Origin of the sequence: Tardiphaga sp. 862_B3_N4_1, assembly GCF_051811085.1 — a bacterium.
Classification (GTDB): Bacteria; Pseudomonadota; Alphaproteobacteria; order Rhizobiales; family Xanthobacteraceae; genus Tardiphaga; species Tardiphaga robiniae.
The window spans coordinates 3,037,264-3,054,024 of sequence record NZ_JBPWQB010000001.1; the positions used below are offsets into that span (position 1 = coordinate 3,037,264).

General features: G+C 60.8%; 18 protein-coding genes. 5 read left to right on the top strand and 13 right to left on the bottom strand.

Annotated elements, in window-relative coordinates:
* Nucleotides 1-9 precede the first annotated feature (9 nt).
* The 4 genes from AB8B02_RS14465 to AB8B02_RS14480 all read right to left on the bottom strand — a co-directional run bounded on the left by AB8B02_RS14465 (nt 10) and on the right by AB8B02_RS14480 (nt 3,605).
* On the bottom strand, nt 10-1,047 hold the full coding sequence (locus AB8B02_RS14465; RefSeq protein WP_439064253.1) for an ABC transporter substrate-binding protein: 1,038 nt from the start codon (nt 1,045-1,047) through the stop codon (nt 10-12).
* Between the two features lie 175 nt (nt 1,048-1,222).
* The gene (locus tag AB8B02_RS14470; protein ID WP_089264770.1) at nt 1,223-1,633 is read right to left on the bottom strand and encodes a RidA family protein; all 411 of its coding nucleotides are present in this window, start codon (nt 1,631-1,633) and stop codon (nt 1,223-1,225) included.
* 11 nt (nt 1,634-1,644) lie between these two features.
* Entirely contained in the window at nt 1,645-2,148 is a 504-nt protein-coding gene (locus AB8B02_RS14475) for a flavin reductase family protein (RefSeq protein ID WP_093762112.1), read from the bottom strand.
* Nucleotides 2,145-3,605: a 4-hydroxyphenylacetate 3-hydroxylase family protein gene (locus tag AB8B02_RS14480; RefSeq protein WP_089264772.1), complete on the bottom strand. Its 1,461-nt coding sequence runs from the start codon at nt 3,603-3,605 to the stop codon at nt 2,145-2,147. The genes AB8B02_RS14475 and AB8B02_RS14480 overlap by 4 nt, the downstream gene beginning before the upstream one ends.
* 91 nt (nt 3,606-3,696) lie before the next feature.
* On the opposite strand from AB8B02_RS14480, the gene AB8B02_RS14485 reads away from it, so the two are divergent.
* Nucleotides 3,697-4,644 (top strand): LysR family transcriptional regulator, encoded by a 948-nt coding sequence (locus AB8B02_RS14485; protein WP_439064254.1) that lies wholly within the window; start codon nt 3,697-3,699, stop codon nt 4,642-4,644.
* Here the strand turns inward: AB8B02_RS14485 and AB8B02_RS14490 are convergent.
* Together AB8B02_RS14490 and AB8B02_RS14495 are read right to left on the bottom strand one after the other, a co-directional pair.
* Nucleotides 4,612-5,526, bottom strand: a complete 915-nt coding sequence (locus AB8B02_RS14490; protein ID WP_439064255.1) for a 2-hydroxyacid dehydrogenase — start codon at nt 5,524-5,526, stop codon at nt 4,612-4,614. The genes AB8B02_RS14485 and AB8B02_RS14490 overlap by 33 nt on opposite strands.
* 11 nt (nt 5,527-5,537) lie before the next feature.
* Entirely contained in the window at nt 5,538-5,993 is a 456-nt protein-coding gene (locus AB8B02_RS14495; RefSeq protein ID WP_439064256.1) for a type II 3-dehydroquinate dehydratase, read from the bottom strand.
* A 912-nt stretch (nt 5,994-6,905) separates the two neighbouring features.
* Between AB8B02_RS14495 and AB8B02_RS14500 the strand changes: the two genes are divergently transcribed.
* A complete protein-coding gene (locus AB8B02_RS14500; RefSeq protein ID WP_439064257.1) occupies nt 6,906-8,873 on the top strand; it encodes a cache domain-containing protein in 1,968 nt (655 codons plus the stop codon).
* Between the two features lie 14 nt (nt 8,874-8,887).
* On the opposite strand, the gene AB8B02_RS14505 is transcribed toward AB8B02_RS14500, so the two are convergent.
* The 6 genes from AB8B02_RS14505 to soxY all read right to left on the bottom strand — a co-directional run bounded on the left by AB8B02_RS14505 (nt 8,888) and on the right by soxY (nt 13,991).
* Entirely contained in the window at nt 8,888-9,277 is a 390-nt protein-coding gene (locus AB8B02_RS14505) for a c-type cytochrome (protein ID WP_184517989.1), read from the bottom strand.
* Between the two features lie 71 nt (nt 9,278-9,348).
* On the bottom strand, nt 9,349-10,050 hold the full coding sequence (locus AB8B02_RS14510) for a c-type cytochrome (protein ID WP_439064258.1): 702 nt from the start codon (nt 10,048-10,050) through the stop codon (nt 9,349-9,351).
* Complete coding sequence (soxC, locus tag AB8B02_RS14515) at nt 10,034-11,308, bottom strand: sulfite dehydrogenase (protein WP_320444727.1); 1,275 nt, start codon at nt 11,306-11,308, stop codon at nt 10,034-10,036. The genes AB8B02_RS14510 and soxC overlap by 17 nt, the downstream gene beginning before the upstream one ends.
* Before the next feature lie 40 nt (nt 11,309-11,348).
* Nucleotides 11,349-13,046 (bottom strand): thiosulfohydrolase SoxB, encoded by a 1,698-nt coding sequence (gene soxB / locus AB8B02_RS14520; protein ID WP_439064259.1) that lies wholly within the window; start codon nt 13,044-13,046, stop codon nt 11,349-11,351.
* 102 nt (nt 13,047-13,148) lie between these two features.
* Nucleotides 13,149-13,478 (bottom strand): thiosulfate oxidation carrier complex protein SoxZ, encoded by a 330-nt coding sequence (gene soxZ / locus AB8B02_RS14525; RefSeq protein ID WP_089264796.1) that lies wholly within the window; start codon nt 13,476-13,478, stop codon nt 13,149-13,151.
* 48 nt (nt 13,479-13,526) lie between these two features.
* Nucleotides 13,527-13,991 (bottom strand): thiosulfate oxidation carrier protein SoxY, encoded by a 465-nt coding sequence (gene soxY / locus AB8B02_RS14530; RefSeq protein ID WP_068732003.1) that lies wholly within the window; start codon nt 13,989-13,991, stop codon nt 13,527-13,529.
* A gap of 165 nt (nt 13,992-14,156) precedes the next feature.
* Here soxY and soxA point away from each other — a divergent pair, with 165 nt between their 5' ends.
* The 3 genes from soxA to AB8B02_RS14545 are packed head-to-tail and all read left to right on the top strand — an operon-like array spanning nt 14,157 to nt 16,141.
* A complete protein-coding gene (gene soxA, locus AB8B02_RS14535; RefSeq protein ID WP_320444729.1) occupies nt 14,157-14,981 on the top strand; it encodes a sulfur oxidation c-type cytochrome SoxA in 825 nt (274 codons plus the stop codon).
* Between the two features lie 10 nt (nt 14,982-14,991).
* Nucleotides 14,992-15,618 (top strand): sulfur oxidation c-type cytochrome SoxX, encoded by a 627-nt coding sequence (soxX, locus tag AB8B02_RS14540; protein ID WP_320444730.1) that lies wholly within the window; start codon nt 14,992-14,994, stop codon nt 15,616-15,618.
* A 22-nt stretch (nt 15,619-15,640) separates the two neighbouring features.
* Nucleotides 15,641-16,141: a GlcG/HbpS family heme-binding protein gene (locus AB8B02_RS14545; protein WP_414716955.1), complete on the top strand. Its 501-nt coding sequence runs from the start codon at nt 15,641-15,643 to the stop codon at nt 16,139-16,141.
* A 15-nt stretch (nt 16,142-16,156) separates the two neighbouring features.
* On the opposite strand, the gene AB8B02_RS14550 is transcribed toward AB8B02_RS14545, so the two are convergent.
* Nucleotides 16,157-16,744, bottom strand: coding sequence for a SoxW family protein (locus tag AB8B02_RS14550; protein ID WP_320444731.1), 588 nt, complete (start codon nt 16,742-16,744; stop codon nt 16,157-16,159).
* Between the last annotated feature and the right edge of the window lie 17 nt (nt 16,745-16,761).

Here is a 16,761-nt window from a genome sequence, read left to right on the forward strand (position 1 = left end):
TGAGCTCCTTTACGGAGCCATGATGTTCTCGGTGAACCACTTGCGCCAGGTACCGGTCTTCTCGGCACGCAGCTTGGCGTCGATCACCAGCGTCTGCTTCGCCCACTGATCCGCGGTCGTGAACACGCCCGGCAGTGCTGCGATCTCGGGCTTGACCTTGGCGTTGTCCACCACTGGGCTGCCCTTCTTCAGTTCGGCGATCTTCGCCTGCACGTCCGGATCGAGTGCGGTGTTGATGAACTTGTAGGCCAGCTCCGCCTTGGTCGAGCCCTTGGTGATGCCCATGGTATCGACGCCGAGTACGGCGCCTTCCTTCGGAATCGCCAGCTTGATCGGCACGCCCTGGGCCTGCATGTAATAGGCATTCATCGACAGCACGACCTGCACCGGAGTTTCGCCGGTGGCGAAGAGCTGCTGACTGTTGGCGTCATTGGTGTAGAACGCCTTGTAGTTCGGCTTCAGCGCCTTCATCTTGGCTTCGCCGACTTCCCAATTCGATGCATCGCCACCGGACAGCTTGGCTGCGACCACCATCACATGACTCGGATCGAAATCGGGCGATGAGATCATGCCCTTGAGCGCGGGATTCCACAGACCTTCCCAGCTCTCGAAGCTGACGCCCTTGGGCAACTGATCAGGCAGATAGCCGATGGTGTAGACATAGGCCCAGGCGCCGATGTGATACGGGCTGATCTTGGCCTGCTCAACCAGATGGCTCGCGTTCGGAATCTTCGCCATGTCGAGCTTTTCGAACAGATTGTCGTTGGCATAGAGCCAGCCGACATGGGCCGTCGTGAAGGTAACGTCGCTCTCGGGCTTGGCAGCGGCGAGCTTGGCCTGATTGAGGCGATCGATCGTGCCGCCGGTGATGTATTCGACCTTCACGCCGGTCTCGGCAGTGAACTTCTTGGCGATCGCTTCATCGATCAGATCGCGGAAACTTCCACCCCAGGTGCTGACTACCAGCTTCTCCTGGGCGGATGCCTGCCCGCCAATCGCGAGCGTCGACAGCAACATCAATGCAGTAAACTTCAAGGCGCGCTTCATCTCGAAACCTCACAAGGATTATGACGTAGAAAGAAAAGCAAACATCGTGCCAGACGATTGATAAATCTCAGGAATTTCCGCCGAACAGCCGCGTGCAACCGCACTCATCGATCATGCGAAGGATGAAGCCGCAAACGTCCGATTGATCTCTGTAGTGCCGGCGAAAAACGCGTCGTTACGCCGGAATTTCCGCGATGATGTCGATTTCCATCAAGTATTCAGGCTTGGCGAGGCCCTGAACGATAATCCCCGTCGAAACCGGATAGACGCCCTTCAGCCATTTGCCGACGACGCGATAGACCGGCTCGCGATAGGCGCGATCGGTGATGTAGATGACGATCTTCACCACGTCCTCAAGCTTGGAGCCTGCCTCTTCAAGCAGCACCTTGGCGCATGTCATGGCATTCTCGGTCTGCGCAGCGGCATCGCCGATACCGACGATCTTGCCGTCGAGATCCATCGCCGTCTGGCCGCGCACATAAACGGTGTTGTTGGCGCGAACGACCATGCAGACATCGTTGTCGAGCGACTGCTCGGGATAGGCTTCTTTGGTGTTGAACTTGCGAAAACGCTGATGGGTGGTCATGGAGCAGATCCTCAGGCGGCGAGACGACGAAATGTGCGATCGGAAAAGATCAAGGGCAGCGCAGCTTGGTTGCGAACGTTCAGCACCTCGCCCGCGACGATGCGATGCGAGCCGAAATCGAACACGCTGGCGACGCGGCAGTCGAAATTGCACAGCGCGCCATCGAGCGCAGGCGCGCCGGTCAGCAGTTCCGACCAGTCACCGGCAAGAAAACGGTTGTCGCGCAGTTCAGGGATCAACCCGGCGAAGCTGTTGGCAACACGCTCCTGCGTATCAGACAGAATGTTGGCGACGAACACGCCATTGGCCAGCAGCTTTTCGAGATGGCGATTGTCGCGGTGAACGCTGAACACAACCGATGGCGGCTCCATCGACAGTGAGCACAACGACGACACCGTGACGCCCGCGCGGCCCGCCTCGCCATCCGTTGTCACCACTGCCACGCCCGAGGCCGTCATCCGCATGGCGTCGCGGAAGATATCGACCTCGACCAAGGGATGCGCCGCAGCGCTCATGACTTCACCCCGTCGATACGGTCGGACAGCCCGGCCGACTTCTTCACGAAATCCAGCGGCCCGGCAAAGTCGAAGCTGTTATAGACCGCCGCCAGATGATTGAAGTGCGGTGCCTGCGCGAACTGCACGAAGGTCAGGCGATGACCGGCATAGTCTGAATTGAGCAGGTCGCGCGCAAAAGCGAGCAGCTTGCGGCGATCGTCGGCCTGCCACTGGTCATTCAGCGAATAGAACTTGTTGAGCCACTTGCCTGATCCCTCAGCCTCGAATGCATCGGCATTAGGGGTGATGCAGATCTGGCCGCCGCACAGTTCGCGCGCGATGTGCATCATCGCCGGAAGCTGCGAACAGGCGAACACGCGGCCGGCATAGAGCATCGACTGCTGCGGCATCAAAAGGCCGCCCGGGCTCTTCTCCGCCATGGCGATCGAGGCGGTGAGATGCGCATTGATGCCTTCGCGGTAGCAAACGAGATCGGCCAGCTTCTCGCGCACCGACTGCAGCTTGTCGAGACCGGTCTGCTTGGCGTTCCACATCGCCGCGCCGATCATCATGTCGGCGGTGTAGAGCAGACGCAGTACATAAGGGAATGCCGAATAGCGATGCAGCGTCGAACGCACGAACTGTGCAGCGCGGGTATGGCGATAGAAGAACACGTCTTCCCACGGGATCAGCACGTCGTCGAACACCACCAGCGCCTCGACCTCATCGAAGCGATTGGCGAGCGGATAATCCTTGGCGTTGGCGCTGCTGCGATTGGCGAAGCCACCGCGGCAGATGTGCTTGACGCCCGGCGCACCCATCTTGACGATGCAACCCACCGCGTAGTCTGAGAGTTTTTCATTGGCCCAGGCGCCGACAGTCGGCTTCAGATAGGCCTGATCGGCATAGGCCGCAGCGGTCTCGTATTTCGCGCCGCGAATGATGATACCGGCATCGGTCTCGCGGGTGACGTGCACCATCAGGTCGGGATCCTGCTGCTGCGGCGGCAGCGAGCGGTCGCCCTTCGGATCGGTATTGGCCGAGACGTGGAAGATGTCCTTCTCGATCACGGCACGGATGTGATGATCGATATTGGCGGCGAAGCGCGGATCGATCTCGGCCAGCACGTCGCGCCCGTCGGTGAGCGACCACATCTCGCCGATGGTCTCGTCGCCGACGCGGGTGACCACGCCGCCGATATCCTTCATCACGTGATCGACGGCCTTGATCTTGTCGTGCCAGTCCTTCTGCTCCGTCGGCGGCTTGTAGAAGACCGAATGTGTCTCGTTGTCTTCAACGTAAGTAAGGTCGGCGGCGTAACGCTCTTCACGCGCCATGTCATACATCCGGGCCTTGACGTCGATGATCGGCTTCAGCGCCGGGTGCGTGGTCACGTCCTTGACGCGCTCGCCATCGATCCAGACCTCGCGACCATCGCGAATGCCCTGTTTGTATTCTTCACCCGTGCGGATCATTGATCGGCTCCTGTTCGACTGGACGACAGGGTGCCGAAGGGCCTATCATAAAGAAAATATTTTTATCTTTGGAGTTGCATAGGAAAACGCGATGAGGTTTTCACTCCGGGCCCTGCGTTACGTGGTTGAGACAGCCGATGCGGGGAGCGTAACGGAGGCGGCCAAGCGCTTGAACGTGTCGCAGCCCTCGATTTCGGCCGCCGTCAGCCAGCTGGAAGCCGAACTCGGCGTCCAGATCTTCGTTCGCCATCTCGCCAAAGGCGTGACGCTCTCCCCCGCCGGCCAGCGGCTGGTGAACGACGCGCGGCTGCTGCTCGCGCATGCGCGCGATTTTGCCCAGGGCGCCCAGTCGCTTGGCTGCACCCTGCACGGCGAGATCGTGGTCGGCAGCTTCTCGACCCTCGCCACACGCTTCATGCCGGGGCTGCTGTCCGGCTTTCGCGAACGGCAGCCGGGCATCTCGGTAAAACTTGAGGAAGGCGACCAGCAGGAGATCATCGATGGGCTGGTCTCTGGACGGACCGAACTCGCGCTGTCCTATTCCTTTGCCGTCCCTGACGAGATCGTCGGTGAGAAATTCTGCGAGCTGCCGCCCTATATCGTGCTGTCGGCGGATCACCCTCTGGCAAACCGGTCGTCGATCAGCCTGACCGAAATGCGCGACGAGCCGTTCATCCTGCTGGACCTGCCGCATTCGCGCGACTACTTCGCCAGCCTGTTTACAGCATCCGGTATCGAGCCGCGCATTTCCTTCCGGACCCGATCATTCGAGCTGATCCGCGGACTGATCGGAAATGGCCAGGGATACTCGATCCACAATGCCGTGCCGCGCACCACCATCGGCTATGATGGCAGCCGAGTCGCCGTGGTGCCGATCACCGAAAAACTGCCGCCAACGCATGTGATGGCGCTGCGTCTGAAACGCCACGCACTGCGGCCGGCGGTACAGACATTCGCCGACTACGCGCGCGACGCCTTTGCTGTTGGCGGCCAATTCGCGCCGGGCTCAATAGCCCCGGCGCGGATCGACGCGGCTTAGCAGCTCCTGCCCGGACCGCAGCCGGCGTACATTCTCGCCGATCTGCTGTGCCGCGGAACCCGGCAGCGCCACCGATGCGAGATGCGGCGTGATCAGAACATTGTCCATCGCCCAGAGCGGACTTTCGGGCGACAGTGGCTCGGAGGCAAACACATCCAGCGTGGCCTCCGCGATATGGCCCGAACGCAGCGCCTCGATCAGCGCCGGCTCATCGACGATGCTGCCGCGCGAGACATTGATGAAGACCGCGCCACGCTTCATCTGCGCCAGGCGCTCGATGTTCAGCAGCCCGCGCGTCTGTGGCGTCTGCGGCAGCATGCAGACGAGAATGTCGCTATCGCCCAGGATATCCGGCAACGCGGACAGGCCGGCCGATGTCTCGATGCCCTCCACCGACTTCAGCGTGTTGGACCAGCCGCGCACGCGATAGCCTTGCCGGGCGCATTCGAGCGCCGCTGTCAGTCCGAGTTCGCCGAGGCCGAGTACGCCGACCGTGATGGTCTCTGGATCGCGTGGATGAATATAGTGCCAGCGGTGCTCACGCTGCGCCCGCTCGAACGCGGGGATGTCCCGTGCGTGCCGCATCACCGCGAACAACACGTAGCCAGCCATCATCCGCGCCATTTTCGGATCGGACAGGCGCGTGATCGGAACCTCCGGCAGGTCGTCACGCCCGACCAGCGCGTCAACGCCGGCGCCGAGATTGACGACGAGCCCGAGATTGGGAAAGCGCGCAAAGAAGCCATGCGGCGGCTTCCAGACAAGTGCCTGCCGCACGCTGGCGAGGTCAGCGATATCGTCAGCCTGACGAAGATCGATCCCCTCCGCGGCCAGCGCCGCACGCCACGTTTTGAAGTCATCGAGGACGCTGTAGAATGCCATCACCTCCGACGTCATTGCGCGGCCTTTTCGGCGATCAGGCGCGATACGGCAGTCAGCGCCAGTTCGTAGCCGAGCGCGCCGAGCCCGGCGATGACTCCCGTTGCAGCACGCGACACATAGGAGTGATGGCGAAACGGCTCTCGCTTCCAGATATTACTCATATGCGCCTCGATTATCGGCCCCTCGAAAGCGAGCAACGCATCGAGGATCGGTACCGACGAGTAAGTGAGACCGGCGGCATTGATGACGATCCCCTCGGCCCTCTCCCTCGCCTCCTGAATCCAGTCAACCAGGACGCCCTCGTGGTTGGATTGGCGGAAGTCGACCGTCAAGCCGAGCGAAACTGCATGGTCCTCGCAGCGCTTCTTGATCGAGACGAAACTTTCGCGGCCATAGGTGCCGCTTTTGTCCAGCCCATAAAGATTAGCATTGGGACCATTGAGGAAATAGACAACTGGAGACGTCATGGTCGCGCTTTCATCTGTCTGGAGGGCAATCGGGTATTCTTGAGAGGCAAGACCGACCCGGGAGAAAACACCAACGAACGAGTGACGTCGGATGATCCCAGATGCTCATCCCTTCGCCAACAGGGCGCATGCAGCTACGCATCGATGCAGCGCACCCGCAAATTGAACCTTAGAGAGACCTGCCTCATTGCAGAAATCAAAAGAACCTATGCGGTTCGACGGATTTCAGTATGGTTCAGAGGTTGCTCTTGCCGTAGGTGAAAAGCCCGGAAGCGGCGCCGTACGTCGCCCGGTAAAAATATGCAAGCCGATCAATTGAAGAAAACCGGCCGAAAAAATCGGTCCGGATGACATGCGGTGCCCGGTCGGCATCCGGCTAGAGCGTTTTCGAGCGAACTCGGTTCTGCTTCGATCAGAACCGAAAAGGCTCTAGTGCATTGGCGCGTGTTTCAAGGAATCCCTGATTTCGCGCCAGATGTTCACACCCCAATTTCTCGCTCTTTGGGTCAACACGTTTTTCAAGATTCACTCCCGCTACTGCCCTATCTCTTTATTGCGGCGAGCAAGAGTTGTGCCAACAGCAGTACTAAGAGAGCGGCGGCGGATGTAAACTAACGTGGCAGCGCGCCTCCTCCAGTGGCCTGCATTCTATTCATTATCCAGCATACCGCGGCACTGAGCGGCACCGTTCAAATTATAGCTGCTTGGCCTTTTCGATCACGCTCGTCGTCTGACTGCGCGAGGGTGGAACGCCGTTGCCATCGCCGTAAGCGGCCCCTTTGCGCGGGCCGCCGCGACGAATCTGCAAGCATCTGACAGCTCGACTGTATTTTAACCTATTCAATCTACAGTTGATCAAAGATTCGTCAGAAGTTGAGTAGTTCGGCGCGACGCCGCCAGACGGAACAAGACATGCTTGCAAATCTGAGCCTGAAGGCCCGCATTACAGCAGCACTTGCAGTGTCTGCGGCAGCAACCGCCCTCGCCGTGCTTTTCGGGGCCATGTGGATCATCGGTGGCATCGTCGATCGGGCCGATCGCAGTGAACTGCAAAGCAACTACGATGCCCTGCAGTCGCGATTGATGCAGGAATCCCGCCGGGCGGCGGCCATGAGCGCCGTGGTAGCAACCATTCCGGCGGTGCAGGACGCGGTCGCACGTAACGATCGTGACGCGCTGTTGCAGTTGTTCGGACCGGGCTTCGCCCAGCTCAAGTCGGACTACGGCGTCGACCAATTTCAGTTCCATACGCCATCGGGATTGTCCCAGTTCCGGGTGCATCAGCCTGCCAAGTTCGGCGATGATCTGACCGGCTTCCGCAAGACCGTGGTCGTGGCCAATTCGACAATGAAACCCGTTGTCGGCCTGGAAGGCGGCGTCGCCGGCCTCGGCATTCGCGGCGTCGTGCCGGTTGCACAGAAAGGCAAACATCTCGGCACTGTCGAGTTCGGGTTGACGTTCGGACAGGGCTTCTTCGACGAGTTCAAGCGCGCGCGCAGCGTCGACGTCGCGTTCTATCTCGCAGGGAATGACGGCTTCAAAACCTTCGGCGGTACGCTGGGCAGCACGAGTTTCTTCGATGCCGACGCCTATCGCAACGCCACGAACGGCAGTTTCATCGTCCGGCAGGGCGAGATGAAGACGACACCCGTGGTCGCCCTGCTGGGACCAATCAAGGACTTCTCCGGTCAATCCATCGGCGCCGTCGAGATCGTCATGGACAACAGCGAATATGCGGCGTCCATCGCGCACGCGCGTCTGCTGGCCGCCAGTATCGCAGCGATCTGTCTGGTGCTAGCTGCCGCCGGGGGCCTTCTGATTGCCCGCGGCATTTCGCGACCAATTCTTGCCATCACGCAGGCGATGCGCGAACTCGCCGAAGGAAATCTGTCGGTCGCCCTGCCGCAACATCGCGGCAAGGACGAAGTCGGCCAGATGGCGCAGGCGGTCGAGGTCTTCAAGCAGAACGCAATCCGGGTCAGTCACTTTCAGGCCGACCAGGATGCGAGCGCTGCACGCGCCGAGCAGGAAAAACGTGCGATCTTCGCCTCGCTCGCCGACAGCTTCGAGGGCAATGTCCGCAAGGTCGTCGACCACGTCTCATCGGCTGCGGCAGACATGCAGAACACGGCGCAGTCGATGTCGTCAGTGGTCGAACAGTGCCGAATCCAGTCCAACGAAGTTTCCGATGCGTCATTGTCGGCGACCGACAATGTGCAGACCGTCGCTGCAGCGTCGGAAGAGCTGTCGTCCTCGATCGGCGAGATCAACCGGCAACTGGCGCAATCTTCCGCTGCGGTCGGAAAGGCCGCCGACAGCGGACGGCGCTCCAATGCGCGCATGCAGAGTCTGGCCGCAGCGGCCCAGAAGATCGGCGAGGTCGTCGCCTTGATCAATCACATCGCCAGCCAGACCAATCTCCTGGCGCTGAATGCCACCATCGAGTCGGCGCGCGCCGGCGAGGCTGGCAAGGGATTTGCGGTCGTGGCGGGTGAAGTCAAATCGCTGGCGACCCAGACCGCCAAGGCCACCGAGGAAATCCGCGCCCAGATCGCGTCAATCCAGGGCGAGACCAACGCCGCGGTGGAGGAGATCCAGGCGGTCTGCGCCACCATCGACGAGGTCGACAAAATCTCGTCGGCTATTGCCGCAGCTATTGAAGAACAGGGTGCTGCAACACAGGAGATTGCCCGCAATGTCAATCAAGCAGCGGCGCGTACCGACGACGTGTCTCGCAACATCTCCAGCGTGACGTCGGGCATCTCCACGACCGGCTCTGCGGCGCAGGAGGTGCTGGGCTCGGCAACAAAACTCGCATCGCAATCGGAAGTGCTGCGCAACGAAGTCGACCGCTTCCTGGCGAGCATCAGGGCCGCGTAAGAAGCGACAGCGCTTTAGCCGCCCTTCTTGCCGTCCGCCGCGAACTGCTTCAGGAACGCGGTGAGATCCTTGATCTCCTGCTCGTTCTTGATGCCGGCAAAGCTCATCTTGGTGCCGGGGATCTTGCCCTTCGGGTCCTTGATGTAGTCGGTGAACACCTGCTCATCCCAGGTCAGGCCGGAATTCCTGTTGGCGTCGGAATAATTGTAGCCCGCGACAGTGCCGGATTTGCGCCCGAACAACCCGTTCAGGATCGGCCCCACGGTGTTCTTCGCGGTCTCGCCGACCTGATGACAGGCGCGGCACTTGTTGAAGGACTTCTCCCCCGCTGCAACATCCTGCGCCATGGCATCGGTTGTTATCAGTGCGAGTGACAAAGCGAGCAGCGAAAAGCGGAACGTCATCCTGGTCAAACCTCGATTGTGGTGATTGTCATGGCGGGCAAGCGATGGCAACAACGCGCGTCGCCGTCGCACTATTCGACCTTGGGGCCGGACTTGCTGTCAGGCGTGACGTCGATTGCCATGGCCCGCCCGATCACCTTCGGTGCCGGCCGGCAATCCTTCATGCACGGGTTCTTGTTCCAGAACTGCTTCTCGGACGTCTCGCGGTCGTCCTCGAAAAATGCCGCAGCATTCGGCATCTTGATCGACGTAAAATTCTTCTCGTTGAGTTCGAATGTCTCGTCCTTGACGATATCGTTCATGCTGAGGATGTAAGCCGTCAGCGCATAGACCTCGTCATTGGTCAGCGACTGCGCATTACCATAGGGCATCGCGCGCTTGATGTAGTCGAACACGGTGGACAGATCGGGCCAGAACGAGCCGACAGTCTTGTCCGGCCGGTCCGCCTTCAACGTCCCGGCGCCGCCGGCAAGCACCGGCCATCGACCGACGCCCTGTCCGAATTCGCCGTGACAGGACGCGCACTTTTCCTGAAACAAATCGTCGCCCTGCTTCACGGTGCCCTTGCCCACCGGAAGACCGCGCCCGTCCGGCCGCACGTCGGTGTCCCACGCGGCGATTTCTTCAGCCGTGGCCGCCCGCCCCAGCCCGAGCTTCGCGGCGGGCTTGGTAGCGTCGCGGCCCGCCATCTGCTGGGCAGCGCTTGGCGCACTCGTGCCGCCGAGCAGACATGCCGCCAGCATTAGTGTCAGGGCATTAGCCGATTTCGACATTTTCAGTCTCCCCGCCCGAACGCACCAGCCAGGTCTGAATGCCGTTATTATGGTAGATCGAATTGACGCCGCGCACCTTGCGCAGATCGTCCTTCGACGGCTGCACATAGCCGGTGGAGTCGATGGCGCGGGACTGGATCATCAGCTCCTGTCCGGTCCAGTCGAAATCCACGTAGAAGCGCACGACGGATTTGTCGAAGACCGGGCCGTCGATGCGCGCAGTCTGCCAGTTGCGGCCGCCATCCATCGAAACATCAACGCGCTTCACGGTGCCGCGCCCGGACCACGCGAGCCCGCTCAGCACATTGCGGCCCTTGTGCTTCAATGGCGCCTGCGGCGACGGATTGGTCACCACCGATTTCGCATCCATCACGAATGTATGCTTGCGGGAATTTCCATCGGCCAGCAGATCCGTATATTTCGACGTCTCCTCGCGGGTCTGCCACGGCTGATCGCCAGCCTCGATGCGGCGCAACCACTTGACCCACAGATTGCCTTCCCAGCCGGGAATGACGGCGCGTAGCGGATAGCCCTGCTCGGGACGTAGCGCCTCGCCGTTCATCGCGAAAGCGATCATGACATCGTTCAGCGCCTTCTCGATCGGCAGCGAGCGGTTCATGCCGGCAGAGTCTGCACCCTCCAGCATCAGCCACTTGGCATTCGGCTTCAGCCCGGCCTCATCCAGCAACACTTTCAGCGGCACGCCGGTATACATCACGTTGTGGATCATGCCGTGCGTGAACTGACAGCCATTGAGCTGACTGCCGCGCCATTCCATGCCGGAATTGGCCGCGCATTCGAGGAAGTACACCTTGTTAACGCGCGGCATCCGCTTGATGTCGTCCATGGTGAACACCAGCGGCTTGTCGACCAGCCCGTTGATCATCAGCCGGTGATCCGCCGGATTGATCTCGGCCACACCGCCGTGATGCCGCTCGAAGCACAGGCCGGACGGCGTGATGATGCCGTCGAGGTCGTGCAGTGGCGTGAAATTGACCGAGGACTCCGCCGACGCGGTGAGCCACGGAACATCGCGCCGGATCACGTTCTTCTCGAACTTCGAGGGCACGCCGTAAGGATGTTTATCGACGCCATCGCCGAGATAGCGCTGCCAGTCCTGCACATCCGTAATGAGTGCTTCGGATTTTGCCGTCTCACCTGCGAGCGCCGGAATCGCCGAAAGTGCTGCACCGGCCAGACCCGCTGCGCCGAGAAAGCGACGGCGATTGAGCGTTTCGGTTGAGGTTCGATCAGTCATGCGACCAGCTTTCGTATCTCTGCAATGCAGGGGCCTGCGATCAGGAACCGGTCACCTTGACGGCGGTGTTGGGTTCGATCTTCACGGTCGACACCTTCGCGACATGCGCCGCGACCACGTCCCAGATCGGCGGCCCCTGGGTGTTCTCATTGATGCTGGCCCAGCCCGAGACCGTGTAGGTCTTGCTGGCTTCGATCGGCTTGCCGGACTTCAGATGAGTCATCCCGGAAATGCGCGAACCCATCGGTTTGGAAATATCGATCGCGTAGCCCATGCCGCCCATGCGCACCATGTCGCCACCGCCCTGGAAATAAGGATCGGGGTGGAAGATATTGTCGGCAACGTCCTCCAGCACTTCCTTGATCTGCGTGCCGGTCATCTGGTTGCGATAACAGTTCGGATAGGTGATCGCGGTGGCGTTGGTGATCTGCTCCCAGGTGATCGCATCACCGGGGATCAGCGTGCCGCCCCAGCGGAAGCCGGGCGACAGCACGATCTCCGCATCGCGCTCGGACATCATCGCGTTGCAGATCAGATCGTCGAAAGTGCCGTTGAAATTGCCGCGGCGATACAGCAGCGAATCCGTCTTGCCGATCTCGCGCGCCAGATCCCCCGCGAAAGGTGCCCTCACCTTTTCCACCAGCGCGGTCATTGCCGGATCGGGTTTGATGGCATCGGAGAAGACCGGCATCAGCTTGAAGCGGATATCCGCAACTTTCTTGTCCTTCACCTCGATATCGAGACGCGACACGAACTTGCCGTGCGAGCCGGTGGCGACGAGCACCGTATTGCCGACCTTGATCAGGCCTGGCATCGCGTCATGGGTGTGCGCCGTCAGGATGACATCGAGCCCCTTCACGCGGCCGGCCAGCTTGCGGTCGACATCGAAGCCGTTATGCGACAGCAGCACCACAATGGACGCACCGACAGCGCGGGCTTCATCCACCTGCTTCTGGATGTCCTCTTCGCGAATGCCGAATTCCCAGTTCGGAAACATCCAGCGCGGATTGGCGACGGCCGTGCGCGGCAATGCCTGACCGATCACGGCAATGGTGGCGCCGCCGCGCTCGAACATCTTGCGCGCCTCGAACACCGGCTCCTGCCATTCGTTGTCGCGAATGTTCTGCGCGAGGAAAGCGAAAGGCGCGCTATCGGCGATCTGCTTGACGCGCTCGGCGCCATAGGTGAATTCCCAGTGCCCGACCATGGCGTCGAGCTTCAGCGCCGACATCACATCGACCATGTCCTGCGCCTTGGTCTGCAGTGACGTCCAGCTGCCCTGCCAGCTATCGCCACCATCCAGCAGCAGCACCTTGTCGTCGCCGCGCTCGGCGCGCACGGCGCCGATCAATGTCGCGATACGGTCCATGCCGCCCATGCGGCCATAGTTCTTCGCAAGCGCAACGAAGTCATCGGCGGTCAGCGCGAAGGCATCGGCGGAACCGGCTGCAATCTTGAAGTAGTTGCGAAACTCGGCATCCGTGAGATGTGGCGGCATGCCTTTCACTTCGCCGACGCCGAGATTCACCGACGGCTCGCGGAAGTGCAGCGGCATCAGCTGCGCGTGTGTATCGGCAACATAGAGGATCGTCACCGTGCCCAGCGGATCGAACCGCAGAATATCGGCCTGTGTCAGGCGCTGCTGTGCCGCAGCCCGACCGAGCGGACCAAGGCCGCTTCCGATCGTCAGCGCAGACGCAGCCGCCGTCGCTTGCAGGAAATCCCGCCTCGATATCATGATCCACCTATGATCCCTTCCGCTATGGAAGGGTGAATGTTCAGAAGAACGTCAGATCCAGAATCTTCAATTCAGGATCTGCAATACAAAGTCTGCAATCCGTCAGGCCACGGTCAGCTTGTTGGTCGCGACATAGTCGGAGCCGTCGTCATCCTTCCAGGTGAAGGTGAATTCGCCGGACTCGGCAGCCTTATAGAAAAACGACTGATAGGGATTGGCCGAGATGGCGGGATTCCAGTCGGCCTCGAACACCGTCTTGCCGTTGAAGGCTGCGGTGAACTTGTTGATGATCTTGCGCGGCACGACCTTGCCGGCCGCATCCTTGCGCTGGCCGGATTCCATTTCGTGAGAGATCAGCGTCTTGATCTCGATCAGTTCGCCCGGCTTGGCCTGGGTCGGAACGCGAACGCGCGGGGTTGGTTTGGTTGCCATGGGAAAGTCCTCGCCTGATAAATCTGTTCTGTGAACGAAGCCGCGCGACTAGCCGCCGCAGCCGCCGATCGTGACTTTCACATTGGCCTTCGCCATGTGCAGCTTGCCGTTGGACATTTCGGCGATGCAGACGATGTTCTGGGTTTCCGCAAGGCGCATGCGCGTCGAGGCCGAGGCCTTGCCACAGGCAGGCGTGAACCGGTAGCTGACGACGGCCGGCAACGGATTGCCTTCGGCGAACACATGCACCGACTTGACGTAGTCGGCATCGGTCATCGGGCTTTCGATATCGACATTGACCGGGACCACGAGGCCGTTCTCGGCGATCTCGGGCACGTCGAGCTTGATCTTGCCGCTTTCGAATTTCTTGTCGCCATACAGCTTCTTGATTTCGGCGGCGACGGCCTGTTCATCGGCCAACGATAGTCTGGGAGCAAGGATTGCTGCGAGACCGGCGATCGCGGCCATGGCCAGCGTTTCGCGACGGGTCTTCTCGACCGACTTCAAAATCATGAGTGCTTCCTCCTGCGGGATTTGAGCAATCCCTTTACAATAGTATCGCTTGACGATTCCAAGTCTGATCTATCTTATCTGGGACATATCATTATATTCTTTTTCTTGAATGTAAAGATCTGAAATGCACAAGTGCCGCACAGACGGCGATGTGGGAGGGGACAGATGAGGAAGACCGTCATTCGGTCAGCGGCAGCGGCCATTCTGGTACTCTGCGCGGGGAGCTTCGGCAGTCATGCGCAAGACGCCAGCGAGAAAGAGATCGAACGTTATCGCGAGATGATCTCGGACCCGATGTCCAATCCCGGCTATCTCGCCGTCGACCGCGGCGAAGCGCTGTGGAGCGAAGCCCGCGGCACCAAGAACGTCTCGCTGGAAACCTGCAACCTCGGTCTCGGCGCCGGCAAGCTCGAAGGCGCCTTCGCGCAATTGCCGCGCTACTTCGCAGATGCCGACAAGGTCATGGACCTCGAACAGCGCCTGCTGTGGTGCATGCAGAACATTCAGGGTCTCGACACCAAGGATGTCGTCGCGCGGCGCTTTTCAGGCCCGGGCCGTGCGTCGGACATGGAAGACCTCGTCGCTTACATCGCCAACAAATCGAACGGCATGAAGATCGACATTCCGCTGAGCCATCCCAAGGAGCAGGAGATGGTGGCGGTCGGTGAAGCCCTCTTCTATCGCCGCGGCGGCGTCAACGATTTCTCCTGCGCCACCTGCCATGCCGACGACGGCAAGCGCATCCGGCTGCAGGGACTGCCGAACTTCTCCAAGCCCGGCAAGCCGGCGCAGGAAACCATGGGCGGCTGGCCGACCTACCGCGTCTCGCAGGGCGCGTTGCGCACCATGCAGCACCGCCTGTGGGATTGCTTCCGCCAGCAGCGCTGGCCCGTGCCGGAATACGGCTCGGACGTACTGACCGCCCTCACCTCTTTCCTGCAGAAACAAGCGGTGGCCGGCGAACTCAACGTTCCGTCGATCAAGCGATAAGGAGCCCGGGATGAAACGCGTTTTGACACTCGCCGCGCTCGTTCTCGCAGCAGGCTCGCTCACGACATCCGCATCGGCGCAGACCGCTGCCAAGGCGCCGGATCCGGCCCTCGTCGATGCCTATATGAAATCCACCTTCGGCAAGGCGCCGCCGGAATGGCAGGCCCGCATCGAGCCGGACGAAACGCTCAAGACCTGCAATGCCTTTCACAACGAGGTGCCCAGCGCGGAAGCCGACAAGATCACCGCGCGCGAACTGGCGCGGGTGGTGTATCCCGCCGACGGCAAATTTCTCGGCAACTGGAAGGAAGGCGCGAAGATCGCCAATAACGGCCGCGGCGGCCAGTTCTCGGATCCGCCTGATACGGTCGCCGGCGGCAACTGTTACGCCTGCCATCAGATGGAGCAGAAGGAAGTCAGCTACGGCACGCTCGGGCCGAGCCTGACCAATTACGGCAAGGATCGCAAATACGATCCGCAGGAAATCAAGAACGCCTTCACCAAGGTCTACGACTCGCAAGCCATGTTCGCCTGCTCGAACATGCCGCGCTTCGGCGTCAACAAGGTGCTGAGCGAACAGCAGATCAAGGATATTGTGGCTTTCCTGTTCGATCCGGAATCGCCGGTCAACAAGTAACCGAAGCTGAGAGGGGATCGATATGACGATGCGAAACGCATGGATTGCCATCGTCCTGTCGACGCTTGCGTCATCTGCAGTAAAGGCGGAAGAAGCCGTCGTCAGTTACAAGTCCCTCGGACTTGAACTGGCGCTAGATGCCGCGCGTGCGGCGCTGAAGGACTGCCAGAAGCGCGGCTATCAGGTCGCCGTTGCCGTGGTCGATCGCTTCGGTACACCGCAAGTCCTGCTGCGCGATCGCTTTGCCGGACCGCACACGCCGCCGACCGCGACCGGCAAGGCGTGGACCTCCGCGACGTTCCGCAACAGCACCACCGAACTCAATGCGATCAGCCAGCCCGGCATGATGCAGGCCGGGCTGCGCAACCTGCCTGGTGTCGTGATCATCGGCGGCGGCGTCATGATTGAAGGCGGCGGTGCAATGCTGGGCGCCATCGGCGTCTCGGGCGCCCCCGGCGGGGATGCGGACGAAGCCTGCGCCAAGGCAGGCATTGCCGCGATCCAGGACAAGCTTGATTTTTAACCTGGTCGTTAGCGACTACGCCTGCTTCTTCAGCCATTCCGGAAACGTCGCGGTCTCGTAGCCCTTCTGGCGCACGTAGCGGAACATAGCCAGAAACTCGGTCGGCTCCAGCAGCCCGGGCATGCGCGCGACTTCCCGCGCCTGCTCGCTTTTCGATGCCAGTCCCGCGACGGTCTCCGGAAAGAACTGGATCGTCGGCGTGAAGCGAATGCCATAGGCTTCGCCAAAGGCTTTCTCGCCGCGCTTGCGGCCGTCGAAATCCGTGACCTCACGTGAACCGATATGATTGAGATGCAGTATCTCGAAATTGTCGCGGATATAGGTCTCGATCTTCGGATCGGTCATGTAGCTTTCGTGCATGCGCTTGCAGGCCGGACAGCCCTTGAGCCCCCACATCACAGCGAAGCGCTTGCCCTTGGCGGTCGCGCCCGCCAGATCCTCGGAGAGATCGAGGAAGCTCTCCAGATACCAGTCCATCTGATAGAGCCCGTCATCACCGAGCGTCGCCTTTGCGGATGCCGGTGCAGCGCGTAACCCGACCACGCCGAAACCGATGGCCGCGAGCGCATGCCGTCTGGTGATCACGCCAGTTACCTCAGACATTCGATCCTCCCGAGCCA